Annotated in this window: 22 protein-coding genes and 1 pseudogene; 12 read left to right on the plus strand and 11 right to left on the minus strand. The window is 67.1% G+C overall.

All coding sequences use genetic code 11. From position 1 onward, the window contains the following. Nucleotide 1 precedes the first annotated feature (1 nt). Together H7K45_RS25245 and H7K45_RS25250 are read right to left on the minus strand one after the other, a co-directional pair. Entirely contained in the window at nucleotides 2-1,075 is a 1,074-nt protein-coding gene (locus H7K45_RS25245) for an NAD(P)H-dependent amine dehydrogenase family protein (RefSeq protein WP_263998808.1), read from the minus strand. Nucleotide 1,076: 1 nt separating this feature from the next. Next, nucleotides 1,077-1,607 (minus strand): hypothetical protein, encoded by a 531-nt coding sequence (locus H7K45_RS25250; RefSeq protein ID WP_263998809.1) that lies wholly within the window; start codon nucleotides 1,605-1,607, stop codon nucleotides 1,077-1,079. Nucleotides 1,608-1,696: 89 nt separating this feature from the next. Between H7K45_RS25250 and H7K45_RS25255 the strand changes: the two genes are divergently transcribed. Continuing rightward, nucleotides 1,697-2,437, plus strand: coding sequence for an SDR family NAD(P)-dependent oxidoreductase (locus H7K45_RS25255; RefSeq protein WP_263998810.1), 741 nt, complete (start codon nucleotides 1,697-1,699; stop codon nucleotides 2,435-2,437). A 70-nt stretch (nucleotides 2,438-2,507) separates the two neighbouring features. Continuing rightward, on the plus strand, nucleotides 2,508-4,997 hold the full coding sequence (locus tag H7K45_RS25260) for a glycogen/starch/alpha-glucan phosphorylase (protein WP_263998811.1): 2,490 nt from the start codon (nucleotides 2,508-2,510) through the stop codon (nucleotides 4,995-4,997). Between the two features lie 3 nt (nucleotides 4,998-5,000). On the opposite strand, the gene H7K45_RS25265 is transcribed toward H7K45_RS25260, so the two are convergent. Beyond that, nucleotides 5,001-5,789: a cutinase family protein gene (locus tag H7K45_RS25265; protein ID WP_263998814.1), complete on the minus strand. Its 789-nt coding sequence runs from the start codon at nucleotides 5,787-5,789 to the stop codon at nucleotides 5,001-5,003. A gap of 201 nt (nucleotides 5,790-5,990) precedes the next feature. Here H7K45_RS25265 and H7K45_RS25270 point away from each other — a divergent pair, with 201 nt between their 5' ends. Together H7K45_RS25270 and H7K45_RS25275 are read left to right on the plus strand one after the other, a co-directional pair. Next, nucleotides 5,991-6,266: a hypothetical protein gene (locus H7K45_RS25270; RefSeq protein WP_263998815.1), complete on the plus strand. Its 276-nt coding sequence runs from the start codon at nucleotides 5,991-5,993 to the stop codon at nucleotides 6,264-6,266. A 286-nt stretch (nucleotides 6,267-6,552) separates the two neighbouring features. Further along, on the plus strand, nucleotides 6,553-7,914 hold the full coding sequence (locus tag H7K45_RS25275; RefSeq protein ID WP_263998816.1) for an HNH endonuclease signature motif containing protein: 1,362 nt from the start codon (nucleotides 6,553-6,555) through the stop codon (nucleotides 7,912-7,914). Between the two features lie 221 nt (nucleotides 7,915-8,135). Here the strand turns inward: H7K45_RS25275 and H7K45_RS25280 are convergent, their stop codons facing one another. Next, nucleotides 8,136-8,522, minus strand: a complete 387-nt coding sequence (locus H7K45_RS25280; protein ID WP_372512637.1) for a DUF732 domain-containing protein — start codon at nucleotides 8,520-8,522, stop codon at nucleotides 8,136-8,138. Between the two features lie 202 nt (nucleotides 8,523-8,724). Between H7K45_RS25280 and H7K45_RS25285 the strand changes: the two genes are divergently transcribed. The 4 genes and pseudogenes from H7K45_RS25285 to H7K45_RS31720 form a co-directional block, all read left to right on the plus strand. Further along, on the plus strand, nucleotides 8,725-9,153 hold the full coding sequence (locus H7K45_RS25285) for an MmpS family transport accessory protein (RefSeq protein ID WP_263998817.1): 429 nt from the start codon (nucleotides 8,725-8,727) through the stop codon (nucleotides 9,151-9,153). Next, complete coding sequence (locus tag H7K45_RS25290) at nucleotides 9,150-12,068, plus strand: MMPL/RND family transporter (protein WP_263998818.1); 2,919 nt, start codon at nucleotides 9,150-9,152, stop codon at nucleotides 12,066-12,068. The genes H7K45_RS25285 and H7K45_RS25290 overlap by 4 nt, the downstream gene beginning before the upstream one ends. A gap of 140 nt (nucleotides 12,069-12,208) precedes the next feature. Then, nucleotides 12,209-12,337, plus strand: a complete 129-nt coding sequence (locus H7K45_RS31715) for a DUF5078 domain-containing protein (RefSeq protein ID WP_372512666.1) — start codon at nucleotides 12,209-12,211, stop codon at nucleotides 12,335-12,337. After that, nucleotides 12,298-12,803 (plus strand): annotated as a pseudogene (locus H7K45_RS31720) (DUF5078 domain-containing protein); the annotation flags it as partial. The gene H7K45_RS31715 and the pseudogene H7K45_RS31720, both read left to right, overlap by 40 nt. Before the next feature lie 64 nt (nucleotides 12,804-12,867). On the opposite strand, the gene H7K45_RS25305 reads toward H7K45_RS31720, so the two are convergent. Continuing rightward, on the minus strand, nucleotides 12,868-13,791 hold the full coding sequence (locus tag H7K45_RS25305; protein WP_263998819.1) for a hypothetical protein: 924 nt from the start codon (nucleotides 13,789-13,791) through the stop codon (nucleotides 12,868-12,870). 1 nt (nucleotide 13,792) lies between these two features. On the opposite strand from H7K45_RS25305, the gene H7K45_RS25310 reads away from it, so the two are divergent. Beyond that, nucleotides 13,793-14,650, plus strand: a complete 858-nt coding sequence (locus H7K45_RS25310) for a hypothetical protein (protein ID WP_263998820.1) — start codon at nucleotides 13,793-13,795, stop codon at nucleotides 14,648-14,650. A 47-nt stretch (nucleotides 14,651-14,697) separates the two neighbouring features. Here the strand turns inward: H7K45_RS25310 and H7K45_RS25315 are convergent, their stop codons facing one another. From H7K45_RS25315 to H7K45_RS25330, 4 genes are read right to left on the minus strand one after another with little or no spacing between them, the layout of a single operon-like run. Further along, nucleotides 14,698-16,308, minus strand: a complete 1,611-nt coding sequence (locus tag H7K45_RS25315; protein ID WP_263998821.1) for an ABC transporter ATP-binding protein — start codon at nucleotides 16,306-16,308, stop codon at nucleotides 14,698-14,700. Further along, nucleotides 16,305-17,195 carry an ABC transporter permease gene (locus H7K45_RS25320; RefSeq protein WP_263998822.1) on the minus strand — a complete coding sequence of 297 codons (891 nt, stop codon included), beginning with the start codon at nucleotides 17,193-17,195 and terminating at the stop codon, nucleotides 16,305-16,307. The genes H7K45_RS25315 and H7K45_RS25320 overlap by 4 nt, the downstream gene beginning before the upstream one ends. Further along, nucleotides 17,192-18,148 (minus strand): ABC transporter permease, encoded by a 957-nt coding sequence (locus H7K45_RS25325; protein ID WP_263998823.1) that lies wholly within the window; start codon nucleotides 18,146-18,148, stop codon nucleotides 17,192-17,194. The genes H7K45_RS25320 and H7K45_RS25325 overlap by 4 nt, the downstream gene beginning before the upstream one ends. Continuing rightward, nucleotides 18,145-19,668, minus strand: coding sequence for an ABC transporter substrate-binding protein (locus tag H7K45_RS25330; protein ID WP_263998824.1), 1,524 nt, complete (start codon nucleotides 19,666-19,668; stop codon nucleotides 18,145-18,147). The genes H7K45_RS25325 and H7K45_RS25330 overlap by 4 nt, the downstream gene beginning before the upstream one ends. Nucleotides 19,669-19,771: 103 nt before the next feature. On the opposite strand from H7K45_RS25330, the gene H7K45_RS25335 reads away from it, so the two are divergent. From H7K45_RS25335 to H7K45_RS25345, 3 genes are read left to right on the plus strand one after another with little or no spacing between them, the layout of a single operon-like run. Further along, nucleotides 19,772-20,557 carry a prolipoprotein diacylglyceryl transferase gene (locus H7K45_RS25335; RefSeq protein WP_263998825.1) on the plus strand — a complete coding sequence of 262 codons (786 nt, stop codon included), beginning with the start codon at nucleotides 19,772-19,774 and terminating at the stop codon, nucleotides 20,555-20,557. Continuing rightward, on the plus strand, nucleotides 20,554-20,919 hold the full coding sequence (locus tag H7K45_RS25340) for a hypothetical protein (RefSeq protein WP_263998826.1): 366 nt from the start codon (nucleotides 20,554-20,556) through the stop codon (nucleotides 20,917-20,919). The genes H7K45_RS25335 and H7K45_RS25340 overlap by 4 nt, the downstream gene beginning before the upstream one ends. Nucleotides 20,920-20,928: 9 nt before the next feature. Further along, a complete protein-coding gene (locus H7K45_RS25345) occupies nucleotides 20,929-22,485 on the plus strand; it encodes a radical SAM protein (RefSeq protein WP_263999317.1) in 1,557 nt (518 codons plus the stop codon). A 17-nt stretch (nucleotides 22,486-22,502) separates the two neighbouring features. On the opposite strand, the gene H7K45_RS25350 is transcribed toward H7K45_RS25345, so the two are convergent. Further along, entirely contained in the window at nucleotides 22,503-23,201 is a 699-nt protein-coding gene (locus H7K45_RS25350; RefSeq protein ID WP_263998827.1) for a GntR family transcriptional regulator, read from the minus strand. After that, nucleotides 23,198-24,823, minus strand: coding sequence for an ABC transporter substrate-binding protein (locus H7K45_RS25355; RefSeq protein WP_263998828.1), 1,626 nt, complete (start codon nucleotides 24,821-24,823; stop codon nucleotides 23,198-23,200). Before H7K45_RS25355 ends, H7K45_RS25350 begins: the two co-directional genes overlap by 4 nt. Between the last annotated feature and the right edge of the window lie 14 nt (nucleotides 24,824-24,837).

Here is a 24,837-nt window from a genome sequence, read left to right on the forward strand (position 1 = left end):
GTCATCTAATCGTGCCAGCTCCAGCTATGAGGGGTAGATCCAGAGGGGTCACCCAGCCCGGCGGGAGGTCGTTGACGGCGGGGACGGCGTTGAGTGCGCGCAGCCCCGTGGCGAGGCAGCCGGCGGCTGCAGCGTCGCGTCCCGAGCCGTCGGTGAACCGGAACGCGGTCTCTTGGAAGATGCTCGGCGTGCCCTCGATGTCGACCCGGTAGACGTCGTCGTCACTGCCCGACGGCCAGTCGGGTGCGGCGTCGGAGCCGATGCGGTTGACGTGCTCGAGCTGGATGCGCGTCTCGCCCCGGTAGACGCCGTTGATCGTGAAGCGGACGGCAGCCACGTTGCCGGGTGCGATGACGCCCTTGGCGGTCTTGCGCTCGTCGGGGGTGATCCACTTGTCCCACGTCGTCGTGATGTCGTCCAGTTCGATGCCCGCGGCGTAGGCGATCATGGGAACCGTTGCACCCCAGGCGAAGACGAGGATCTCGGGTGTTTCGAGCAGCGGCCGGTGCTCGGGCGGCATGCCGATGCCCATCTCGAACTCGTAGTCACCCTCGTAGTTGGTGTAGTCGAGCAACTCCGACGCGCGGACGGTCCGGACCTCCGAGCACAACCCCATCAACGTCATCGGGAACAGGTCGTTGGCGAAGCCCGGGTCGATGCCCGTGGTGAAGCACGACGATCCGCCGGCCTCACAGGCGTCGGTGATCGGCTGGATCCAGTTGGGCGGGTTGAGGTGCATCTTGGGCCACACCCACGGGGTCATCGACGTCGAGCACACGTCGATCCCGGCCCGGAGGAATCGCGTGATGAGCGCGATGTTGTCGTCGGCGTGCGCGGCCGTCGGCCCGTAGTGCACCAGGGCGTCGGGGGCCAGCGCGATGAGAGCGTCCACGTCGTCGGTGGCGGTCAGCCCGATCGGGGCGCCCAGCCCGCAGATCTCGCCGACGTCGCGGCCGACCTTCTCGGGATTGGTGACGCCGACGCCGACGAGTTCGAAGGAGGGGTGGCGCACGATTTCGGCGACCACCATGCGGCCCACGAAACCCGTGCCCCACAGCACGATTCGCTTGGTCATCTCAGAAGCACCGCTTGAGGCCGCCCGGTTCGCAATACAGCGGATAACGGTCGACGGGGATGGGCAACGGCCGGGAAAACGCCAGGGTGAACGGCGAGACCACGATCTTCGGCTGGACGGTGCCGTTGCACGCCGCGCTGTTGGCCGTGGAGCGCTTGCCGGACATCGTCGCGTCGTCGAACTGGTAGCTCTCCACGACCGGGGCGAAACCATTGCCGTCCGGGCACGGGAACCCCTCCTTGACGGTGGTGGAGAAGGTCCACAGCCCGCCGGTGAGCCGGGCGTCGCCGCCGTTGACCCTGGGCGAATTGGGTGCGACGTGCAGCCGGCAGGCCACCGGGAGCTCGAGGTTGTCCCGCAGGTCGCCGACGGTGGGAACGCAGCTCGGGTAGATGGTCCACTCGGCGTGGACGTCGCCCTGGTCGTAGCCGTACACGCCCTCCATGACCTGATCGGCACTTGCGTGACCTGCGAACCCGAGCGCCGAGGTGACCAGCATGGCGGCGACGGCGAGCACCCGGGCGATCGTCATGCCCCGAGTATCGCAGCGCGGTGTGCTCGGAGTCACCGGTTTGCCCGATGCGCGTCAACATGCGTCATCTGGCGTGAGAGGGTCCAATCATGACGGATCTGACGGGCAAGGTCGCGCTGATCACGGGGGCGTCGACGGGGTTGGGCGCCGCAACGGCCCGGGTGTTCGCCGAGCGCGGCGCCACGGTCTTCGGGATCGCCCGTGACGCCGACCGAATGGCCGAGGTCTTCGCCGAGGTGCCCGGCGGACGCTACGCGTCGGTCGACGTGACCACCTCCGCGGCGTGCACGCAGGCGGTGGCGGAGTGCGTGGCCGCGTTCGGCAGACTCGACGTGCTGGTCAACGTCGCGGGTTTTCATCAGATGCGGCACACGCCGACGATGTCCGACGACGACTGGGACCGTGATCTGGCCGTGAACCTCAACGGCCCGTTCTATCTGTGCCGCGCGGCGCTGCCTCATCTGCTGGAGGCCGGCGGCAACATCGTGAACGTGTCCTCCATCGCGGGGGTCGAGGGCGAGGTCTACTCGGCGGGTTACTGCGCGGCCAAGCACGCGCTGGTGGGCTTGACCCGGGCGCTCGCCGTCGAGTTCACCAAGGACAAGCTGCGGGTCAACGTGGTGTGCCCCGGCGGCATGCCGACGGCACAGGCCACCGAATTCGAGGCGCCCGAGAATGCGGACTGGGATCTGATCATGCGCATCGCCTCACCGCGTGGATTCATGGAGACCGCCGACGTCGCGAAGACCATCGCATTCCTGGCCAGTGACGACGCTGCCGCTGTACACGGCGCGGTCTACCGCGTCGACAACGGCAAGGGTGCGGGATGACCATCGGGCGTTCACCTGCGCGACGACCACACCGAGTGCGCCGTGCACGTGTAGCTGCCACAATCGCGCGGTGACCGACGTCGTGAGTTCAGCAGCCGAAGAAGCCTCCCACCTCCGGTCCGGATTGGACGCCGCCGACCTGCGCGAGGCGATCACCGACCACCTCAGGTACAGCATCGGACGACCGGCCGCCGCGTTGCGGCCCGACCACTACTACCGGGCGCTCGCACTGGCCGTCCGCGACCGCATGCAGGACAATCGCGTCGCCTCGACCCAGCAGTCCCTCGACAGCGGCGCGAAGGTCACCTGCTACCTGTCTGCGGAATTCCTGATGGGCCCGCAACTGGGCAACAACCTGCTCAACCTCGAGATCGAGGACGCGGCTCGCTCGGCGCTGGCCTCCCTGGGCCAGGACTACGACGAGGTGCTGGCCTGCGAGCCCGAACCGGGTCTTGGCAACGGCGGTCTCGGCCGGTTGGCGGCCTGCTACCTCGACTCGCTGGCCACCCTGGAGCGGCCGGCCATCGGCTACGGCATCCGGTACGAGTTCGGCATCTTTCGCCAGGAGTTCTCCGACGGGTGGCAGGTCGAACTCACCGACAACTGGCTCGCAGGTGGAAACCCCTGGGAGATCGCCAAACCCGACGTCAACTATCTCGTCAACTGGGGCGGGCACACCGAGCACTACATCGACGACTCGGGCTTCGACCGCATCCGCTGGGTGCCCAAGCAGGTCATCAAGGGCGTCGCCTACGACACCCCGATTCAGGGCTACGGCGTGCACACCTGCAACGTGCTGACGCTGTGGAGTGCACGCGCCGTCGAGTCCTTCGCACTGGACGCGTTCAACACCGGCGACTACTACAGGGCCGTCGAGTCGGAGGTCACCTCCGAAACCGTCACCAAAGTGCTCTACCCCAACGACGAACCCGAGGCGGGCAAGCGCCTGCGGCTGCTGCAGCAGTACTTCTTCGTGTCGTGCTCGCTGCAGCACATCGTGCACATCATGGACGACCTCGCCGACGTGTCGCTGCACGAGCTGCCGAAGCGATTCGCCATCCAGCTCAACGACACTCACCCCTCGATCGGCGTCGCCGAACTGATGCGCATCCTGGTCGACGAGCGCCGCGTCGGGTGGGACGAGGCCTGGGCCATCACGGTGGCGACGTTCGGTTACACCAACCACACGCTGCTGCCCGAGGCCCTGGAGAAGTGGTCGCTCGGTCTGTTCGGCGAATCGCTGCCGCGCCACCTCGAGATCATCTACGAGATCAACAGCCGCTTCCTCGACGAGGTGCGGGCGAAGTTCCCCGGTGACGTCGATCGGGTGCGACGCATGTCGCTGATCGGTGAGGACGGTGGGCAGACGGTCCGGATGGCCTACCTCGCCACCGTCGGCAGTCATGCGGTCAACGGCGTCGCGGCGCTGCACTCGGACCTGTTGAAGCAGAGCGTGCTCAAGGACTTCTACGAGCTGTGGCCAGAACGGTTCTCCAACAAGACGAACGGCGTCACACCCCGTCGCTTCCTGGCGTTGTCGAATCCCGGCCTACGCGCGCTGCTCGACTCCACGATCGGCGACGGCTGGTTGACCGACCTCGAGCGACTGCGCGGATTGGAGGCCTTCGTCGACGACGCCGAATTCCGGCAGCAGTGGCGAGAGGTCAAGCGCGCCAACAAGGCTCGGCTGTCGAACTTCCTGCAGGGCGCGACGGGCGTGCAGCTGGACCCGAGTTGGATGTTCGACATCCAGGTCAAGCGCATCCACGAATACAAGCGTCAGCACCTGTCGGTACTGCACATCATCCGGCAGTACTACAGGTTGAAGACGGATCCGACGCTGGAGGTCGCGCCGCGCGCCTACGTCTTCGGCGGCAAGGCGGCCCCCGGTTACTTCATGGCCAAGCGAATCATCAAGCTGATCAACGCCGTTGGCGAGACAGTCAACAATGATCCCGACGTCAACAAGTTCATGAAGGTGGTGTTCGTCCCCAACTTCAACGTTCAGAACGCCCATCTCATCTACCCGGCGGCGAACCTCTCCGAGCAGATCTCCACGGCCGGAAAGGAGGCCTCCGGCACCGGCAACATGAAGTTCATGATGAACGGCGCCCTGACGATCGGCACCCTCGACGGCGCCAACGTCGAGATCCGCCAGGAGGCCGGGCCCGAGAACTTCTTCCTGTTCGGCCTGACCGAGGACGAGGTGGAGAGGGTCAAGCGCGACGGGTACCGACCGCAGTCCTACGTCGACGCCAACGAAGAACTCAGGACCGTGCTGGGGTTGATCTCCTCGGGGCAGTTCTCCCACGGTGACGTCGAGGTGTTCCGTCCGCTGGTGGACAACCTCACCCACGACGACCCGTTCCTGGTGCTGGCCGATTACGCGGCCTACGTGAGCTGCCAGGACGAGGTGGCCGCGGCGTGGCAAGACCGTGACGCCTGGTCGCGGATGTCGATCCTCAACACCGCGCGCAGCGGCAAGTTCTCCTCGGACCGGGCGATCGCGCAGTACTGCGACGAGATCTGGAACGTGGGGCCGGTGACCGTCGAGGTCTGACGGTCAGTTTCCGGGCGTCGCCTCGCCTGCCGTCTGCACGATCGGAGCCGTCGGGACCGGCGCGCCCAGGCGGGCGGCGACGAAGTCGGCAGCCTGGTCGGTCATCCCGTTGGTCTTGTACGAGCTGTGGGCGGAGCGGTCCAGGCCTCCGGGGAAGCACACCGGGTCACCGGCGGCGCACAGCTGAATGGTCTTCGCCGTGTACTGGTCGCCGATGGCGATCGACGGGGCGGAGTGGTCCACCAGACCCAGGAACCAGTCGTCGGGAGTGCCGAACAGGGCGACCGCCGCCACGTGGGATGCGACCGACGCGGGCATCGGGCCGGTCAGCCCGGCGGGCAGCGTGAACCCGGCAGGCACGACACTGGAGGTGGTGTAGCCGGCGACCGCCGCGCCCTGGGAGTAGCCGCCAAGGACGATCTTGGTGGACGGGCACTGGGTGGCGATGCTCTGAATCTGGTTGCTGGCGTCCACGATTCCGTCCACGGCCCGGCCGAAGTCCAGCGATGCGGGGTAGTTGACGGCGTACACGTCGACGGCCTTGCCGGGCAAGCGCGCGGTCAGCGCGTCGACGAAGGCCTGGCCTGTCGCGCCGACCCCGGGTGCCTCGAAGGTGCCGCGGGCGAAGACGACCTCGACGGCGGCACAGGAGCCGTCCGCAGCGCTTGCGGTGGCGGTGGGGCCGACGACGGAGCCGATGGTCACCGCGCCCACGGCGAGCGCGCCGAGGGCAACCTTCTTCGCCGCCCGCGCAACCGCGGTCCCCGTGCGTGCCAAGTGTGGTGTGGTCATGAGCTCGTCCCGTCCTGCCGCGCCATCGCATCTGCTAGAGGTGGCTTCTGGCTGCTAGAAACGCCGCAGGGGGGTCTTCGATACCCGATCCGCGAAGTGATGTGCGTCACCGCGCCGGGCGCGGGTCACCAAGAGTTTGGTGATGACGTAACGTGGTTATGCCTGCTAAGCATTCGACCGCCGCGACCAGGAGACCTGCCGATGCCCTCGATCAAGAACACGTTGTCCGCCGTCGCGGTGGCGGCCGGGTTGGCCGCCGCGGCATTGGGTACGGGTGTAGCCGTCGCCGTCGCCGATCCCCCGCCGCCGGACATGTCGGTCGGTGAAGTCCCGCCGCCCAACGCGCCGCCGAAGACCGCCGAGTTCTGGGACGGCGAGCCCGTGGTGTGGACGCACATGTGGGGTGGCCGCTGGGGCGTGTGGAAGAACGACCAGTTCATCACGCTGTCGTCGAACATCAACACCGGCGGCGGGTAGAACCGGCCGAAGGCGGCCGGTCGTTGACCGGCCTGGACATCCGAAGATGGTTGCGTCGCAATCGTTTCGGAACCACCAGTCGGCGTCCTCGCCGCATGGACAACCGAGGGACTCCGGCCGCGAGGACCAGACCGAGGTCGCTGAACGTCGCCCCTTGCTCTGCATCCGATGATGCAAGTGCCCGCCTCTGAGCGAATTGACCGAGGCTCCAAAACTCTTGCGCCACATTGGTTTCAGGAGTCACATCGTCGATTGTCTTGTCGGTGGCTCGTACTAGTGTTCGAGTATGAGTTCGGATCGGGTCACCGCAGCAGTCGCGGGAATCCGTGCTGCCGTCGCCGAACTCGTCGCCCTGGACTGTGACCAGTTCACCCACCTCGAACTGGTCGAGCTGCTCGGCGAATTGGAGACCGTGACTTGGCAGCTGCCCACGGTAGGGCACCGGGTCATCGCCCGACTGCACCGCGAAGCGTCCCCCACCGAACTGGGCGCCAAATCACTGGGAAGCGTTCTCACGCAACGGTTGCGCATCTCCGGCAAGGAAGTCCGCCGACGGCTGTGCGAGGCCGAGGATCTCGGGCCGCGGACGGCCATGAACGGGCAGCCGCTGGCGCCCAAGTTGGCACCGACAGCCGATGCTCAAGCCCACGGGATGCTGGGGCCCGAACACGTGTCGGTGATTCGTGGGTTTCTGGACAAGCTGCCCGGGTGGGTGGACCCCGAGGTGCGGGAACTGTCGGAGAAGACGTTGGTGCACATCGGGTCGGGCACCGGCCCGGACGAACTGGGCAACACGGCCAGGAAACTAATGACCGCCATCGACCAGGACGGCCCGAAACCCGACGACGTCGAACGCGCCCGTAAGCGCTACCTGCGGTTGGGCAAGCAGCAGGCCGACGGGATGACCCCGTTCACCGGGCTGTTGGACCCCGAAGCCCGCGCGACGATCGAACCGATCCTGTCCAAGTACGCGGCCCCGGGGATGTGCAACCCGGCCGACCACGAACCGAGAACCTCCGGCACACCGTCCCAAGAGCAGATCGACGATGACGACCGCACCGCGACCCAACGCAACCACGACGCGTTGATCGCGATCGGCCGAAGCGTGCTGTCCTCAGGGGAACTGGGTCAGCACAACGGGTTACCGGTCACCGTCATCGTCTCCACCACCCTGCAGGACCTCGAGAACGGAACCGGGTCGGGTGTCACCGGGGGCGGGTCCCTGCTCCCCATGGCCGATCTGATCCGGATGGCGTCGCACGCTCACCACTATCTGGCGGTGTTCGACAAGCACACCAACGAAGCGCTCTACCTCGGCCGCACCAAGCGCCTCGCTTCAGTCGGGCAGCGGATCGTGCTGCACGCGAGAGACCGCGGCTGCACCAAACCGGGCTGCAGCGTCCCCGGGTACGGCACCCAGGTGCACCACATGACCGGGTGGGCCAAGAACGGGTTGACCGACGTCGACGACGTCACGTTCGCTTGCGGCGGGGACAACCGCCTCGCCGAAAACGGCTGGACCGTCCAACTCAAGGACGGGGTGGTGCAGTGGATCCCGCCCCCGGGACTCGACGTGGGCCAAGCCCGCGTCAACTACCTCCACCACCCCGAGCGATTACTCGCACCCGAGGACGAGACCGCGGCGTGACGAGCGGGGCTTGCTCAACCCTGCTCGGCGGGCAACGGCGCGGGTGAGGTATGGCCCGGCACGCCAGGCTGTGCTCGTACCGGATGACGAAAGCGCGGCGTGACGAGCGCGGCTTTCTCAGCACTGCTCGACGGGCAAGGGCGCGGGTGAGGCACGGCCCCGCACACCAGGCTGCTCCTCGCACCCGAGGACGAGACCGCGGCGTGACGGTAGGGGCTTGCTCAGCCCTGCTCGGCGGGCAACGGCGCGCCAACCGGCGCCGGTGAGGCCTGCGGCTGGCCCGCCAGGCTGTCCACCACCGGACGCTGATCGGGGCAGTAGTAGTTGATCCCCGCCGACAGGAACTGGTAGATCCCCTGCTCGGAGGTTCCCCGCGGCAGGTTGGTCTTGAGGAACACCGCCGCCTCGTTGGCATTGGCGTCCAGCCCGGTCCGCAACCGTTTGCACTCGATCTTGCCGATCCAGGCGTTGTAGTCCTTGGGTCCGTAGATCCCGTACACGTGCAGCTCGTTGGCGAAGTCGGTGTCCGGATCGGCATTGGCGGGGGCCACCGCGGCCACCATCATCGAGCACGCCGCAAGCGCCGAGAACAGTCCAGTACGCGTCAAGGCCTTCATAGTCCGGATCCCATCCTTCGATCTCGAATGTGCTGCGCGAGAGAGTGACCCGGAACGTCTGGATCACACAGTGAAACGGTTGTGTACCACGTCACGTCCATGCGGCGTCGCCGTCGCAGTCCGCGATTCCCCACCATACAGTTATATGGGCTAATCTCTCATTTCAATCTCAGGAATGTTCCGGGCAGGGGTTATGACCAAGGTTTTGCGCAGGGCGTGGATCCCGATCGTGATCGTGATCGTCGTCGTGATCGCCGGCTTCACCGTCCACCGCGTGCGCACGTTCTTCGGCATGAACCCGATCCTGGTCACGCCGAAGAACTTCGCCGACGACGCCGAGCCCTTCAACCCCAAGGTCGTCAAGTACGAGATCTTCGGTACCGGTAGCTACGCCGACATCAACTACCTCGATTTGGACTCCAAGCCGGTCCGGCTCGACGGCACCGCTCTGCCGTGGTCGTTGACGCTGAGCACCACCGCCCCGTCGGTCCTGCCCAACGTCGTCGCCCAGGGCGACGGCAGCTCCATCACGTGCCGGATCACCGTCGACGACGAGGTCAAGGACGAGCGGACGACGACGGGCGTGAACGCCCAGACCTTCTGCCTGGCGAAGAACGCATGACCGAACCCGATCACCGTCCCGTCGACCACGAACCGACGACGGACGCGATCCCGACCTCCGGCCCCGCGGTGAACCCCACCCGCCACCGGCTGCCGCGCTTCATCCGCACCTTCGCCGTGCCGATCATCCTGGCCTGGATCGTCATCATCGCCCTCGGCAACGTGCTGGTCCCCCAGCTCGAAGCGGTCGGCAAGCTGCGCTCGGTGTCGATGAGCCCCAACGACGCGCCGTCGGTCATCGCGATGCAGCACATCGGCGAGACGTTCAAGGAATTCAAGTCCAACAGCTCGGTCATGATCGTGCTGGAGGGCAAGGACAAGCTCGGCCAGTCCGCGCACGACTTCTACGACGGCATGGTCAAGGACCTCGAGGCCGACACCAAGCACGTCGAGCACGTCAACGACATGTGGAGCGACCCGCTCTCGGCGGCAGGCTCGCAGAGCAGCGACGGCAAGGCGATGTACGTCCAGGTGTACCTGGCGGGCAACCAGGGTGAGGCGCTCGCCAACGACTCGGTCGAGGCCGTCCAGAAGATCGTCGGCAACCTGACGCCACCCGACGGCATCAAGGCCTACGTCACCGGCCCCGCAGCGCTCTCGGCCGACCAGAACATCGCCAGTGACAAGAGCCTCAAGCTGATCGAGGGCGTGACGTTCACCGTCATCATCGTGATGCTGCTGTTGGTCTACCGGTCGATCGTGACGGTACTGATCACGTTGGTCATGGTGGTGCTGGAACTGTCGGCAGCGCGCGGCATCGTCGCGTTCCTGGGCTACTACGACATCATCGGTCTGTCGACGTTCGCGACGAACCTGCTCGTCACCCTCGCCATCGCCGCGGCGACCGACTACGCCATCTTCCTGCTGGGCCGATATCAAGAGGCCCGAAGTCTGGGCGAGGACAAGGAAGACGCCTACTACACGATGTTCAACGGCACGGCGCACGTCGTGCTGGGCTCGGGTTTGACCATCGCGGGAGCCACGTTCTGCCTGAGCTTCACCCGGCTGCCCTACTTCCAGACCCTCGGCGTGCCGCTCGCGATCGGCATGATGATCGTGGTGGCCTGCGCGCTGACACTGGGCCCCGCAGTGGTCACCATCGCCAGCCGCTTCGGGCTGCTGGAGCCCAAGCGCGCGTTGCGTACCCGCGGGTGGCGCAAGATCGGCGCCATCGTGGTCCGCTGGCCGGGCCCGATCCTGGTGGCGACGATCGCGCTGGCCCTGGTCGGATTGTTGACGCTGCCGGGCTACCGCACCAACTTCAACGACCGCAACTACCTGCCCGCCGACTTGCCTGCCAACGAGGGCTATGCCGCCGCCGACCGACACTTCTCCCAGGCCCGGTTGAATCCCGAGCTGTTGATGGTCGAGAGCGACCACGACCTGCGGAACTCGGCAGACTTCCTGGTGATCGACAAGATCGCCAAGGCCGTCTTCAAGACCCCGGGCATCGGACGCGTGCAGGCCATCACCCGGCCGCTGGGTACGCCGATCGAGCACACCTCGATCCCGTTCCAGATCAGCATGCAGGGCACCACGCAGCAGATGAACCTGAAGTACCAACAGGATTCATTCGCCAGCATGCTCAAGCAGGCCGACGAGATGCAGGGCATGATCGAGAACCTCGAACACATGCTGGTCCTGATGAAGCAGCTCAACGACGTCACCCACGACCTGACGCTGAAGACCAAGGACATGGTCGCCACGACCAACGAGCTACGCGACAACATCGCCAACTTCGACGACTTCTTCCGGCCCATCCGCGCCTACCTGTACTGGGAGCCGCACTGCTACGACATCCCGTTGTGCTGGGCGACGCGGTCGGTGTTCGACACCCTCGACGGCATCGACGCCCTAAGCGATCAGCTGGGCGGCCTCGTCACCAACCTCGACGCGCTCGACCGGTTGATGCCGCAGCTGTTGGCGTCGCTGCCGCCGATGCTGGCGACCATGAAGTCGATGAAGACCATGATGCTGACGATGTATCAGACCCAAAAGGGCATGTCGGATCAGATGGCCGCGATGCAGGAGAACCAGTCCGCGATGGGCGAGGCGTTCGACGCATCCAAGAACGACGACTCGTTCTACCTGCCGCCGGAGATCTTCGACAACGCCGAGTTCAAGAAGGGTATGAAGAACTTCATCTCGCCCGACGGGCACTCGGTGCGGTTCATCATCAGCCACGAGGGCGACCCGATGAGCGAAGAGGGCATCTCGCACATCGAATCCATCAAGCAGGCCGCCAAGGAAGCCATCAAGGGCACCCCGCTGGAGGGGTCCAGGATCTACCTCGCGGGCACCGCCGCGACGTTCAAGGACATGTCCGACGGCAACACCTACGACCTGCTCATCGCCGGGATCGCTTCTCTCGCACTGATCTTCATCATCATGCTGCTCATCACCAGGGCGGTGGTCGCGTCGGCGGTGATCGTCGGCACCGTGGTGCTGTCGCTAGGCGCCTCGTTCGGTCTGTCGGTGCTCATCTGGCAGCACTTCCTGGGCACCGAACTGCACTGGATGGTGATGGCGATGTCCGTGATCATCCTGTTGGCGGTCGGCGCCGACTACAACCTGCTGTTGGTCTCTCGCTTCAAGGAAGAGATACACGCGGGCCTCAACACCGGCATCATCAGATCCATGGGCGGCACCGGCTCCGTGGTGACCTCGGCCGGTCTGGTGTTCGCGTTCACCATGATGTCCATGGCGGTCAGCAGTCTGACCGTCATCGGACAGGTCGGCACCACGATTGGTCTCGGCCTGCTGTTCGACACCCTGGTGGTCCGGTCGTTCATGACGCCGGCCATCGCGGCGATGCTCGGCAAGTGGTTCTGGTGGCCGACCCCGGTCCGACAGCGACCCTTGCCGCAACCGTGGCCCAGCCCGAGCACCAAGACCGACCCCGCCCCATCAGTTTGAGGAGAACGAACATGAAGAATGGTCTGCGCACCATCGCCTTGCGGACTGCTTTGGCGGCTGCCTCGTGTGGCGTCGTCGCGACGTCTCTGGCGGGGCCTGCGTCCGCCGACGCCACCGACGACTTCCCCATCCCGCACCGGATGATCGTCACCACCTGCGACACCGAGCAGTACATGGCCGCCGCCCGCGACACCAGCCCGGTGTACTTCGAGCGCTACATGATCGANCCGCCGACGCCACCGACGACTTCCCCATCCCGCACCGGATGATCGTCACCACCTGCGACACCGAGCAGTACATGGCCGCCGCCCGCGACACCAGCCCGGTGTACTTCGAGCGCTACATGATCGACCGCAGTAACCGCCCCGCCGACGTCCAGCAGCAGGCCTTCGACCGCATCCACTGGTTCTTCTCCCTGGACCCCGTCGCCCGCCGCCAGTACTCCGAGGACACCGCCACCAACGTCTACTACGAGAACGTGGCCACCCACTGGGGCAACTGGGCCAACAGGCCTTCGACCGCATCCACTGGTTCTTCTCCCTGGACCCCGTCGCCCGCCGCCAGTACTCCGAGGACACCGCCACCAACGTCTACTACGAGAACGTGGCCACCCACTGGGGCAACTGGGCCAAGCTCTTCTTCAACAACAAGGGCGTCGTGGCCAAGGCCACCGACGTCTGCATGAATTACCCCCGCGGCGACATGTCCATCTGGAACTGGGAAGTCACGCCCTAAGACCGTCGGAGACGACGATGGCCGCCGAGTCGCGAGACTCGGCGGCCATTCGTCGTCGTGGGACCTAGTGCAGCGGGCGCCGACGGCGGCCCATGAACACCGCGAGCGCCACGGCTCCGATGCTCAGCGCGCCACACGCCACGGCCACCGCGATCAGGTAGACGTCGCGCTTGTTCATGCCCGACGGCGACTCGTCGGACGCCAACGTCAGCTGGTAGTCCCCCGGCAGCGGTCCCGGCCGCGGATCGTCCAGACCCGGGAACTGCTGGGTCTTGTGGACCTCGAAACTCCGCTCGCCACTGGGTGTTTGCCTCCACTCACCCCACGCGGGGGTGACTCCGTCGAGGAGCACCTTCTGCTCACCGAACTGACGGTCCGGGCCCACGTCGACGATCTTCGACACCCGGAACGGCTGATACGTCGCGTCCGGGTAGCGCACCTGAACCGGCACGTTGGCGTAGTTCACGAGGGCCGGCGGCGGAGGCGGAAGGGGCAGCCCGACGCCGGGGAAGAAGCCGCCACCGAAGAAGCTGCCGACCGCGACGTTCACCGCCTGGTTGATGGTGTTGGTGACCACCGCGGTGAAGCTGTAGGCGGCGTACTGGGCCACCTCCAGGACGATCCTGCCCAGCGGCGGGATGAACGCCACCCGCGGCGCATTTTGGTAGACGTAGACGATGCGCACCGGGTCGCGGTAGGGGTTGCTCAGCACGGGGCGGTAGAACTCGTCGTACTGCACCCAGTCCGGCCGCCACTGGCGCACGTTGCGGTCCCAGCCACCGGCGAGCCGCACCTGGTCGTCGTCGCGCCGGCGGTTGAGGTCCAGCGGGTCGAGATCGCGGTTCGGCAGGTCGATGATGCGTGCGACGTTCTGAATGTCCTGCGGCGCGGCGACGGTCGGCTTCTCCTCGACCACCTTGGCGGTCTTGGCGACCTGCACGTCGGCTTCGGGCGCCTCGAGGGTCTGCGGTGCGACCTTCTCGATCACCTTGGGGAACGCCGCGGCCGACGATGAGAATTCCGACGACGACCCCGACGACGACTCAGAGGACTTCGACGACTCCGAGGACCTCTGCTCGCTGCCGCTGCCCTCAGCCGAGGACGTGGTCGAGGATTCCGACGACGACTCCGACGAGGAGGACTCGCTGTCACTTGGACGCCCGGCGGTCGTGGACGCTGACGAGGACTCGGGCGACTCGCCGGCCGACGAGGGCGCCGCGGGATCGGTCTTCGCCGCGGCAGAACTGCCCGTGGTCTCCGGCGCCGTGGACGCCGCCGACGAGGGGTTCGCCGCCGACGGGGCCGTGGCCGACGAGGACGACGGCGCAGGAGCGCTGGTGGCGGCGGGCGTGGAGGTCGTCGGGCTCTTCGTCGTCGAGGTCACGGGCGCCTCGCGCTGCGGGGCAGGCGCGGTGCTCGCGGGAGTGGGGTCGGGCTCCGGTGCCGGTTCGGGGGCGACGGGCTCGGGTGCGCGGGTCTGCTTGGGCGCGTCGACGGTGGGCTCGGCAGAGGGCTGCACGGCCACCGGCGGCGCCTCGGCGGTGGGCACGGCCGCGGGAACGTCGGCGGCCGGAGCCTTCTCGACGGGCTTGTCGGGCTTGGCCGGTTGTTCCTGGGGGGCCTGGGGCGCGACGGGCTCCGGCACGATCGTCGTGGTCGGAACCGAAGGGTCGTCCCCCGGCTTGGCGAAGGCGGGCGCCACGCCGCCGGTCAGCGCGGTCAGTGAAATCACCACACCGGAGGCCAGCACGGCGCAGGCGGTTCGGGCGGAACAAATCTTCAACGGTGCACCCATCGTGGGTCGACTCCTTACGATCTTCTCCCCCACACCGGTCGCAGACCGGTGACCACTGCAGCAATCCTCACCAAGGACATCGCTGTGAGGACCTATTCGTTACACCCGCGGACGGGTCGGCGGCACGGCCGCCAGCAGCGCACGGGTGTACTCCTCGCGCGGCTCGGCGAACAGGTCGGCGGCCGGGCGGTATTCGACCGACCGACCCGCCCGCATGACCAGGACGTCATGGCTGACCTGCTGGATCACGGCCAGGTCGTGACCGATGAACAGGAAGGTCAGACCCAACCGGTGCTGCAGGTCGGCCAGCAGTTCGAGCACCTGCGCCTGCACCGACACGTCGAGGGAGGCAGTCGACTCGTCGAGGATCATCAGGTCGGGTTCCAGTGCCAGCGCCCGGGCGATGCTCACCCGCTGTCGCTGACCACCGGACAGTTCGTGCGGGTACCGCGTGGCGAACGCCGACGGCAAGCCGACCAGGTCGAGCAATTCCGCGATCCGAGCGCGGCGACCGGCCTTGCCCTTCGCGAGGCCATGCACCACGAGAGGCTCCCCGACCGACGCGGCGATCGGCATGCGCGGGTTCAGCGAGGCGAACGGGTCCTGCAACACGAGCCCGATGCGCCGGCGTAAAGACCGCTCGGCGCGAGACTTCACCGCCAGCACGTCGACGCCGTCGAGCTCGACGTGGCCGGCGTGGGGCCGGACCAGCCCGGTCAGCGCGGCGGCGACGGTCGACTTGCCCGACCCGGACTCCCCCACGAGGCCCAGTGTCGAGCCGCGGCGGATGCGGAACGACAGATCCTCGACCGCGTGGACGGTCGACGTGCCGCGCGGGGTGCTGACCGGGAAGCGGACCGCGAGGTCGGTCACCTCGAGCAGGACGGCGGCATCGTCGGGCACGGGCGGTGGACCGTCCGACCCGATCAGCGGTCGGGCGTCGAGCAGCCGGCGGGTGTAGGGCTGCTGCGGGTGGTCGAACACGTCGAGCACGGTGGCCTGCTCGACCACCTCGCCGTCGTGCAGGACGGTCACGTCGTCGGCGACCTGTCCGATGACGCCGAGATCGTGGCTGATCCACACCACGGCCGTGCCGAAGTCGCGCTGCAGGCCACCGACGAGGTCGACGATCTGCGCCTGGGTGGTGACGTCGAGGGATGTGGTGGGCTCGTCGGCGACGAGCAGTTCGGGGTCACACGCCAGCGCGATGGCGATCATGACGCGTTGCCGCTGCCCACCGGACAGCTGGTGCGGATAGGACTGCAGCCGATCCTCGGCGTTGGGCAGACCCACCGCCTCGAGGAGGTGCAACGCCCTGGCCCGGGCCTCCCGTCGCGTCGGGTGCCGATGCGCCTCGAGGGATTCGGTGATCTGGCGTTCCAAAGTGAGCAGCGGGTTGAGCGAGGTGCCCGGGTCCTGGAAGACGAAGCCGATTCGACCACCGTGCACGCCGCGCAGCGTCCGCGGGGCGGCCCCGACGAGTTGCACCGAATCGGCTTCTCCGGCAAGCACACTGGAGCCGGTGGTGACAGCGCCGGGTGCGTCGAGCAGGCCGGTGGCCGCGAGCACCGTCATCGACTTGCCCGAACCGGATTCGCCGACGATGCCGAGGACCTGCTCGCGCCGCACGGTCAGCGACACACCGTGCACGATCTCGCGGCCCGCGATGCGGACGCGGAGGTCCTCGACGGTCAGCACGGGCGTGTTCATCGACTCCTCCGCGCTTCGGCCTGCGTGCGCTGCTTGGGGTCGAGCACGTCGCGGAGTCCGTCCCCGACGAGGTTGAAGGCCAGCACGATGACGAAGATCGCCGCACCGGGGAACACCGCCATCCACCACGCCAGGGTGACGAAGCCCTGGGCGTCGAAGATCATCCGGCCCAGGGACGGTTCCGGCGGTTGGATGCCGAGGCCAAGGAAGGACAGGGCCGCCTCCGACAGGATCGCGAACGCCAGCGACAGAGACGTCTGGACGATCAGGGGGCCCGAGATGTTGGGCAGGACGTGGTGCACCAGGACGTACCGATGCCCGGTGCCCATGCTGCGCGAGACCTGGACGAACGGTTCGACGCGGACGCCGAGGGTGCTGGCGCGGGCCACGCGGGCGAAGACCGGTGTGTAGACCACGCCGATCGCGAGGGTCGTGGTGGTGACACCCGGCCCGAGGACGGCCACGATGGCCAGCGCCAGCAGCAGCACGGGGAAGGCGAACATGACGTCCACGACGCGCATGACGACCGTGTCCAACCAGCCACCGCGATAGCCCGCCACCACGCCGATGGTGACGCCGACCAGCGCGGCGAAGGCCACGCTGACGATTGCGACCTGCATGGAGGCCTGGATGGCGACCAGGACGCGCGAGAACACGTCGCGACCAAGTTCGTCGGTCCCGAACCAGTGCGCACCGCTGGGGCCTCGCAGGGCGCTGGGCACGTCGACGTCGTTGATTCCATACGGCGCGAGCCAGGACGCCCCGACGGCGATCAGCAGCACGACCACCAGGACGGCCGCACCCGCCACCGTGACGGGGTTGCTCAGCAGCAGCCTCGGCGTCCCCACGCGCCCGGTCGGCGTCTCGTCGACGATCGGTTCGGTCATGACAGCCGAATCCTCGGGTCGACGACCGCGTAGAGCAGGTCCACCACCAGGTTGACCGCCAGGAAGAGGACCGCGATCAGCAGCACCGCGCCTTGGATCACCGGATAATCCCGGGCGGCAACGGAATTGAACACCAGCCGGCCGAGGCCCGGCCAGGCGAACACCACCTCGACGACGATCACGCCGCCGAGGATCGTCGCGAGCTGGATCCCGGTGATGGTCAGGATCGGCACCAATGCGTTGCGGACCGTGTGACGCAGGGTGACCACGCGGGGCGAGAGCCCCTTGGATCGGGCGGTGCGTACGTATCCCATCGAGGCCACCTCGAGGACGGCCGCGCGGACGTACCTCGTCAGGATGGCGGCCGCGACCAGTCCGACGGTGAGGCCGGGCAGCACGAGGTGGCTCAGCCAGCCGCCGGGATCCTCGCGCAGCGGCCGGTATCCAGAGGTCGGCAGCCAACCGAGGGTGGTGGAGAACAGCGCGATCAACAGGATGCCCATCCAGAAGTCGGGGATCGAGACGCCGAACTGGCTGGTGACGCGCACGATGACGTCACCGACGCGGCCCTCGCGCAACGCGGAGTAGATGCCTGCGGGCAGCGCGATCAGCAGCGCGACGACGATGCCGAATGCGGCCAGGGACGCGGTGGCAGGCAAGCGTTCGAGCAGGATGTCGGTGACCGGTTCGCCGTTGCGGAAGCTGACGCCCAGGTTTCCGGTCAGCGCCGAGCCGACGTAGCCGAGGAACTGTTGCAGCAGTGGACGGTCGAGCCCGCTGGCCGATCTCAGCGCGTCGTAGGCCTGCGGCGTGTAGCGCGTGCCCAACGCGATGCGCACCGGATCGCCGGGTACGAGTTGCACGAGGGCGAAGACGACGACCAGCACGCCGAGGAGGACCACCAGGGAGTAGGCCAGCCGGCGGGCCAGGAACACCAGCAGCGGACGGCTCATCGCGCATCCCCCGCGGCCAGGGTGGCCGTCTTGAACCGGATCGCGCCGTCGCGCCGGGCCTCGTATCCCGTCAGTCTCGGCGTCCAGGCCTGGATGACCGACGGATTGTAGAGGTAGATGTAGCTCACCTGGTCGGCGATGATGGTGGCGGCCTTGGCGTAGTCCCGTTGGCGCCGTTCCCGATTCACTTCGACCCGTCCGGCGTCGAGTAGCCGGTCGACGTCGGCGTTGGAGAACTTCTGCGCGTTGTTGGCCCCACCGGTGTGATGTTGCGCGTAGTAGAAGTCGTCGGGGTCGATGTTGCCGAGCCAGCCCAGCATGAGCATGTCGAAGTTGCCGGAATTCTGTTCGTCGAGCCACGTGGCGAAGTCCACGGTGCGAATGTTCACGGTGATGCCCAGCCGCCCGAGGTTGTCGGCGATGACCTGCGCGGCGGTCACCGTCTCCGGATATTCACTGGTGACCAGCAGGTCCATTCGATCAGGGTGGGCACCGGCGTCGTCGAGCAGTCGCTTCGCCTCGTCGACGTCGTAGCGGTACTTGTCGTAGGGCGTGTACCAGGGGTTGCCCTTGGGGATGGCAAGCTGATTGGCGGTGGCGCTGCCGTAGCTGGTGGCCTGCACGATCGACTGGCGGTCGATGCCGTAGGCGATGGCCTGGCGCACCCGCGGGTCGTTCCACGGCGCCTTGGCCTCGTTGAGCGCGAGATACCAGTAGTCGTTGCTCGGCGTGACCGCGAGGTGCAGCGAGTCGTCGCCCTCGAGCTGCGAGAGTCGTTGTGTGGGCACCGAATCCGTCCAGTCGATCTCGCCGGCCTGCAGAGCCGACAGGGCCGTCGAGGGTTCGGCGATGAACTGGAACGTCACGCCGGGAATCTTGGGTGGGCCTCCCCAGTAGGACGGGTTGGCCTTGAGGACGATCGAGTCACCACTCTTCTGCGAGACGAACGAGAAGGGACCCGTTCCCACGGGGTGCGTCGCGATCTGTCCGCTCTCGACGTTCTTGCGGGAGACGATCGCCATGCCCTTGAAACCGCCGATGTTGGTGAGCAGGTTGGGCGTTGGCCGCTTCAATCTCATCACGACGGTGCCGTCGTCAGGTGCGGTGACGTCGGCGACGCTGCTGAACTTGTCGACGTTGGACAGTTTGTCGTCGATGATCCGCCGGTAGGAGTAGACGACGTCGGCGGCGGTGAACGGGCTGCCGTCGTGGAAGGTGACGCCGGGGCGCACGCGGAAGGTCCAGGTCAACTGATCCGGTGACACCGTCCACGATTCGGCCAGCGCCGGCTTCATCTCGAGGTTGGCGTCGGGTTCGACGAGGGTGTCGAACACGTTCTCCAACACCTCGAAGGAGAAGTACGCACTGGTCTTTTGAGGGTCGAGCTGGTCGGGTTCTCCGGCGATGGCGGCAATGAGGTTCCCCGAACCCTGACCAAGGTCGACGCGTTGGGCAGGCGCACAAGACACCGCCACCAGAGCGGCCACGACGACGGAGACGACTGCCCGCAGTGGTCGCATTCGCCTCGACTACCCACTGCGTCGTGATCGCACACCCCGGCCGACCGCGCCTGGTCCCCGCATTCGACACCCGCTAAGCGCGATGCCGCACTACCGTGGGTCCATGGGGGTGAGGTGGCACGTCGGATGGTTCGACGTGCCCGTTCACGGCGTGTTCGTCGGCCTTGGGGTCCTCGCCGCGAGTGTGGTGTTCGTCCTCGAGGCCAGGCGACGCGGCGCGCTGGGCGAGGAGTCGTTGGTGGCCGTCACGGGCGCGTTGGTCGGCGGAGCCCTCGGAATGCGGTTCTCCGGCCTCGTCGAGCATCTCGATCCACGTCTGAATCCCACTCTCGCCGAGGCGTGGGCCTTTGGCTCGCGCAGCATCCTCGGCGGCCTGCTGGGCGCCTACGTGGGCGTGCTCGTCGCGAAGCGAATCATCGGATACCGCGGGAAGACCGGCGACCTGTTCGCGCCGGCCGTCGCCCTTGGCATGGCGGTCGGCCGCATCGGGTGTCTGCTCACCGAGGCCCCCGGCCGGCCAACCAGTCTGCCGTGGGGCATCCATGCGCCCGCGACCACACCCGAGTGTCCGGGGTGCCTCACCGGCCAAGCCATGCATCCGTCCTTTGCCTACGAGATCGCCTTCCAGCTGGCCGCATTCGGTGTGCTGCTGTGGTTGCGCTCGCGCGTCACCCACCCCGGTGAGCTCTTCGTCCTCTACGTCTCGGCGTACGCGGTCTTTCGCTTCTTCGTCGAGTTCACCCGCGCCAACGAGGAGGTCTGGCTCGATCTCACACGGCCACAATGGTTCCTGCTGCTCAGCCTGATCGTAGTTGGCGTGCGGTTGCGCAGCGGGTGGCGGCATGGCCACTACGACCGACTACTGGGAAGGCAGGGCGTTCCATCATGACCGGTCCCCCGTTCGAACCACCACCACCGCCCGGCTGGCTGCCCCCGCCGCCCCCGTCGAACTCCGGCGGCACCGTGGCCGGCCTGGCCGTCGTCGGCGTTCTCCTCTTCGGGATGATCAACCTGGTCGTCGGGTTGATCGTGCTCACCACGACGGGTAACCGGGGTCCGTCGGGCGTGGCGTTCGGAGCCGCCGTCCTCGCCCTCGTCGCGTTCGCCGGCGGTGCGGGACTGATCGCGCTGCGGCGGCCGTGGGCCAGAGGCCTCGGGATGGGGCTGATGATCGGCTGGGCGTTGCTCTCCGTCGTCAGCGTCGGTTACTGCACCGGCCTGAATCCCGAAATGTACACCGGGGGAATCTGACCCATGGGCATGCCGCTGCGCGCCGACCGAATCCTGCGCTACGTCACCGCGTTCTGTCCGCACTGCCACGCCGAACGACCGGATCGGCCGCTGGCCGACGTCGAGCGGCTCTCCGGTTGGCTGGCCGCCCGCGACGGCGCCGTCTGGCTCGAACGGGCGTGCGTCGTCCACGGCCTCGTGCGCACCATGTATGACGAAGACCCCGAAATCCTTGCCTATCTGGAGGAGTGGACGGCGCCGACCAAGGCCCACATGCCCGACGTGGCGGGAAACTTCGATCCGGTCCCGTCGGCGTATCTGCGCGGCCTGCCCGAGATGCAGACCCAGCACACCTGCATCCTGCTGACCGACGTCACCGAGGCGTGCAATCTGCGGTGTCCGACCTGCTTCACCGACTCCGGCCCGGATCTGCACGGGGTCGTGCCCGTCGAGGACATCCTCGCCAACGTCGACCAGAGACTGGCGCGTGAGAACGGCAAGCTCGACGTCGTGATGCTCAGCGGCGGGGAACCCACGGTCCACCCCGGTCTCGCCGCATTGCTCGACGAATTGGCCCGCCGCCCCGTCACGCGAATACTGGTCAACAGCAACGGACTTCTCATCGCCCGTGACGACGACCTGCTGAACCTGCTCACCCGCCACCGTGAGCGCGTCGAGGTCTACCTGCAGTTCGACGGCGTGTCCGCGGAGGCCTCACGGCATCACCGCGGCGGGGACCTGCGCCGGCTCAAGGCGGATGCGATTCGACGCCTGTCCGAGCGCGAGATCTTCATCACCTTGGTGATGACGGCGGCGCTCGGGGTCAACGACGACGAGATTGGCGAGGTCGTGACGCTCGCCCTCGACACCCCCTACGTGAGCGGGGTGTCGATTCAGCCCCAATTCGGCTCCGGGCGTTCCGGAGCCATCGATCCGATGGACCGACTGACCCACACCGGCGTGCTCAAGCGCCTCGGACCGCAGACGGGCGGACTCGTCGACTGGCGGGATCTGACGGCCTTGCCGTGCTCTCATCCCCACTGCTGTTCGGTCGGGTACATGATTCGCGACGACGCCGATCAGTGGCGCTCCCTGACCGCCCTGATGGGACATGACCGCCTGAAGGAGAATCTGGGGCTGGTGTCCAACCGGATCGCCGACTCCGAGGTACCACGCGAGATGCGGTTGGCCGTGCGGGAGTCGTTGCTCGGGCTGCTCTCGGAGCAGTCGTCGCTGTCGCATCCCTCGATGGCCGAGGTCTGGCAAAGCATCTGTGAGAGCTGCGATCTGGGGCTCTCGACACTGTTGACGTTGGCCGCCTCGGGACTGCCGGGACGGCGTCGACGGCTGCGGCGCATGCTCGGCGAGCGGGTCGTGCGCATCACGGTCAAGCCCTTCATGGACGTGTCCACGATGATCGAGGAGCGGCTCACCCAGTGTTGCGTGCACGTGGGCACGCGGTCCGACCAAGACCAGTGCGCACCGTTCTGCGCAGTGCAGGCGTGGAGCCCGCTTGCGCGACAGCGGTTGTCGGCCACGGTCAGATCCGGCTCGCTGATCCCGCTGCCCCTGGCGGAGATCGGCTGACGGTCAGGCCATTCGGTCTAGGCCAGGCGGCCCCGCATCGCCTCGAACGTCGGCAACCGGTCGCGTTCGATGTGAGCGTAGGCCACCGATTCGGCGACCCGCTCGTTGCCGGAGGCGATCGCGTCCCGAAGCAGCACGTGGTCGTGGAACGCCTCGTCGGCGGGCAGTCCGCTGGTGAGATAGAACAGCCAGGTGATGCGTCCCGAGACGTTCTGCATCAGCGTCGTCATGAGTCCGTTGCGCGACACCTCGATGACCGCCTCGTGAAAGGCGGTGCTGGTGCGGGCAATCGCGTACGCGTCCCCGTCGGCCACCGTCCGCTGCGCTTGCTCCAACGCCTCGTTCAGCGCGTCGATGCTCCCCCCGTTGCCGACCTCCCTCGCCGCGAGCCGGGCCGCCCCAACCTCGAGCGAGAGCCGCACGTCGAACAGGTCGTCGATGGCCTTGGCGTCCCACTGGGCCACCACGGCGCCCCGGCGCGGCCGCGACTGCACGAAGCCGTCGCGCTCGAGCCAGGGCACCGCTTCACGGAGGGGTACTCGAGACACGTTGAGCTCTTCGCCGATTCGCTGCTCCGGCAGGCGACTCCCCTGGGGATATTGCCCGAGGATGATCCGCTCCCGGACCGTGGAGTAGACCAGCCGGGACAGCGACGGGGGCGGCGGGAGGTCGGACGCCCCTCCCCCGGTCGCTTCGCTCCCGCCCGCCGAGGTCACCCGCCGATGCCGAGCAACGAGAAGTTCAGCTCGTTGGCACCGACGTTCTGACTTTCCGGCACCCCGGTGAGCCACTTCTGCGCTACCACCCAGTCCTTGTTGTAGGACAGGTTCAGGAAGCACCCGGTCTGCCCGTAGAGATCCCCGGCCTTGACGTAGGTGCTCATGTCACCGGTACCGAGGGCCTGGTTCAGCAGGTCGTTGACCTCCGTGGACTGGCATCCGAAGTAGTTGATGCCACCCGAGGCGTCCCAGAACACGTGACCCCACATGTAGGGGTCGCCGCCGTCGGGCCCGTTGTTCCCGTCGATGAACGCATCCGGTCCCGACGGCGGGTTGTTGATCCACCCGAACACCGTCGACGTGTCGTAACCCTGTGCAGTGGCGGTGATTCCGTCGGTCTGTAGGTTGGCCACCACCAGGTTGGCCATCGACTGCGCGTTGACGTTGCCGTTGGCGTAGCCGATCACCAGCGTCTTGGGTGCATTGGGCGGCAGGGCAGCGACGTAGGACTTCAGGGCATTCGCGTCGTAACTGATGGCCTGCTTGTCTTCGACACCGGACCCTCCCGGGATCATGCCCTTGGCGTACATCGTCGTGGCGACCTCGGATCGCTTGCCCAGCACCTGATTCACCAGCTTGGCTTGGTCGATCGACTTGAGGAAGGCCACCCGCGCCTCGGGGGTCTTGAAGAAGTCGTGGCTCGAGTTCACCGTCACCAGGGCGCCCTGCAGGGTCGGCAGGAAGTAGTTCGCGACGCCGTCCTTGGAGGCGTACTTGTCCAGGCTGGAGGACGGCAGCGCGGCCACGATGGTGTCGACGGTGCCGTTGTCGAACGCGAGCTCCAACGCCGATTCGTCTGTGTAGACCGGCAATTCGATCTTCTTGAACGGTGACTTCGGACCCCAGTACCCGTCGTACTGCGTCATCTCGTACTTCACGCCGGTCTGCGCGGTGGTCAGCTGGTACGGGCCGGTGCCCAAATCGTGTGAGGAAAGGTAGGTTTGGGCGTCGTCGGAGCCGGCGTTGGCCGTGAGGCCCTGTGGTGATTCCATCTTCGGGCCGAACGGCGAGGCCAGGTAGCTGAGGAACGCGGTGTTCGGCTTGTCGAGCGTGATCACGGCGGTGTAGTCGTCCGGGGTGGCGACGCTCTTGACGCCCTGCACCATGTACGCCGCGCCGCCCTTGACGGCGACGCGCCGCTTGAAGGCAACGTCGACCGCGGCGGAGGTGAACGGGGTGCCGTCGTGGAACGTCACCCCCTTGCGCAGGTGGAAGGTGTACACGTCGTTGGTTGGGCTGACTTCCCACGTCTCGGCCAGGCGCGGCGCGATCTTCACGGTGTCGGTGTTGTTCGCGTACTGCACCAGACCCTCGTAGGCGTTGATCATGATGGCCGTGCCGTTGTTGGCGTAGTAGATGTCGGGGTCGGGCGGCTGGCCGATGTCGCCGAGGAGGCCGACGGTGAGGGTGCCGTCCGTGGGAGCACCCCCGCCTCCCCCGCCTCCGCCGCCGCCCGTCGGCGTGCCGGAGCTACAGCCCGCGACGACGAGAGTGAGTGCGGCACAGGCGGCGACGACGCCTCGGATACCCGGGCGGGCGATCTTTCCTGGTTCGGACATGACGGTGCTCCTTC

The organism is Mycobacterium yunnanensis, from assembly GCF_025823185.1.
GTDB lineage: Bacteria > Actinomycetota > Actinomycetes > Mycobacteriales > Mycobacteriaceae > Mycobacterium > Mycobacterium yunnanensis.

Bases quoted from the DNA above. Each gene is read 5' to 3' on its own strand.
- H7K45_RS25245 (WP_263998808.1), bottom strand. From the start codon at position 1,075: ATGACCAAGCGAATCGTGCTGTGGGGCACGGGTTTCGTGGGCCGCATG.
- H7K45_RS25250 (WP_263998809.1), bottom strand. From the start codon at position 1,607: ATGACGATCGCCCGGGTGCTCGCCGTCGCCGCCATGCTGGTCACCTCG.
- H7K45_RS25255 (WP_263998810.1), top strand. From the start codon at position 1,697: ATGACGGATCTGACGGGCAAGGTCGCGCTGATCACGGGGGCGTCGACG.
- H7K45_RS25265 (WP_263998814.1), bottom strand. From the start codon at position 5,789: ATGACCACACCACACTTGGCACGCACGGGGACCGCGGTTGCGCGGGCG.
- H7K45_RS25270 (WP_263998815.1), top strand. From the start codon at position 5,991: ATGCCCTCGATCAAGAACACGTTGTCCGCCGTCGCGGTGGCGGCCGGG.
- H7K45_RS25275 (WP_263998816.1), top strand. From the start codon at position 6,553: ATGAGTTCGGATCGGGTCACCGCAGCAGTCGCGGGAATCCGTGCTGCC.
- H7K45_RS25285 (WP_263998817.1), top strand. From the start codon at position 8,725: ATGACCAAGGTTTTGCGCAGGGCGTGGATCCCGATCGTGATCGTGATC.
- H7K45_RS25290 (WP_263998818.1), top strand. From the start codon at position 9,150: ATGACCGAACCCGATCACCGTCCCGTCGACCACGAACCGACGACGGAC.
- H7K45_RS25315 (WP_263998821.1), bottom strand. From the start codon at position 16,308: ATGAACACGCCCGTGCTGACCGTCGAGGACCTCCGCGTCCGCATCGCG.
- H7K45_RS25320 (WP_263998822.1), bottom strand. From the start codon at position 17,195: ATGACCGAACCGATCGTCGACGAGACGCCGACCGGGCGCGTGGGGACG.
- H7K45_RS25325 (WP_263998823.1), bottom strand. From the start codon at position 18,148: ATGAGCCGTCCGCTGCTGGTGTTCCTGGCCCGCCGGCTGGCCTACTCC.
- H7K45_RS25330 (WP_263998824.1), bottom strand. From the start codon at position 19,668: ATGCGACCACTGCGGGCAGTCGTCTCCGTCGTCGTGGCCGCTCTGGTG.
- H7K45_RS25335 (WP_263998825.1), top strand. From the start codon at position 19,772: ATGGGGGTGAGGTGGCACGTCGGATGGTTCGACGTGCCCGTTCACGGC.
- H7K45_RS25340 (WP_263998826.1), top strand. From the start codon at position 20,554: ATGACCGGTCCCCCGTTCGAACCACCACCACCGCCCGGCTGGCTGCCC.
- H7K45_RS25345 (WP_263999317.1), top strand. From the start codon at position 20,929: ATGCCGCTGCGCGCCGACCGAATCCTGCGCTACGTCACCGCGTTCTGT.
- H7K45_RS25355 (WP_263998828.1), bottom strand. From the start codon at position 24,823: ATGTCCGAACCAGGAAAGATCGCCCGCCCGGGTATCCGAGGCGTCGTC.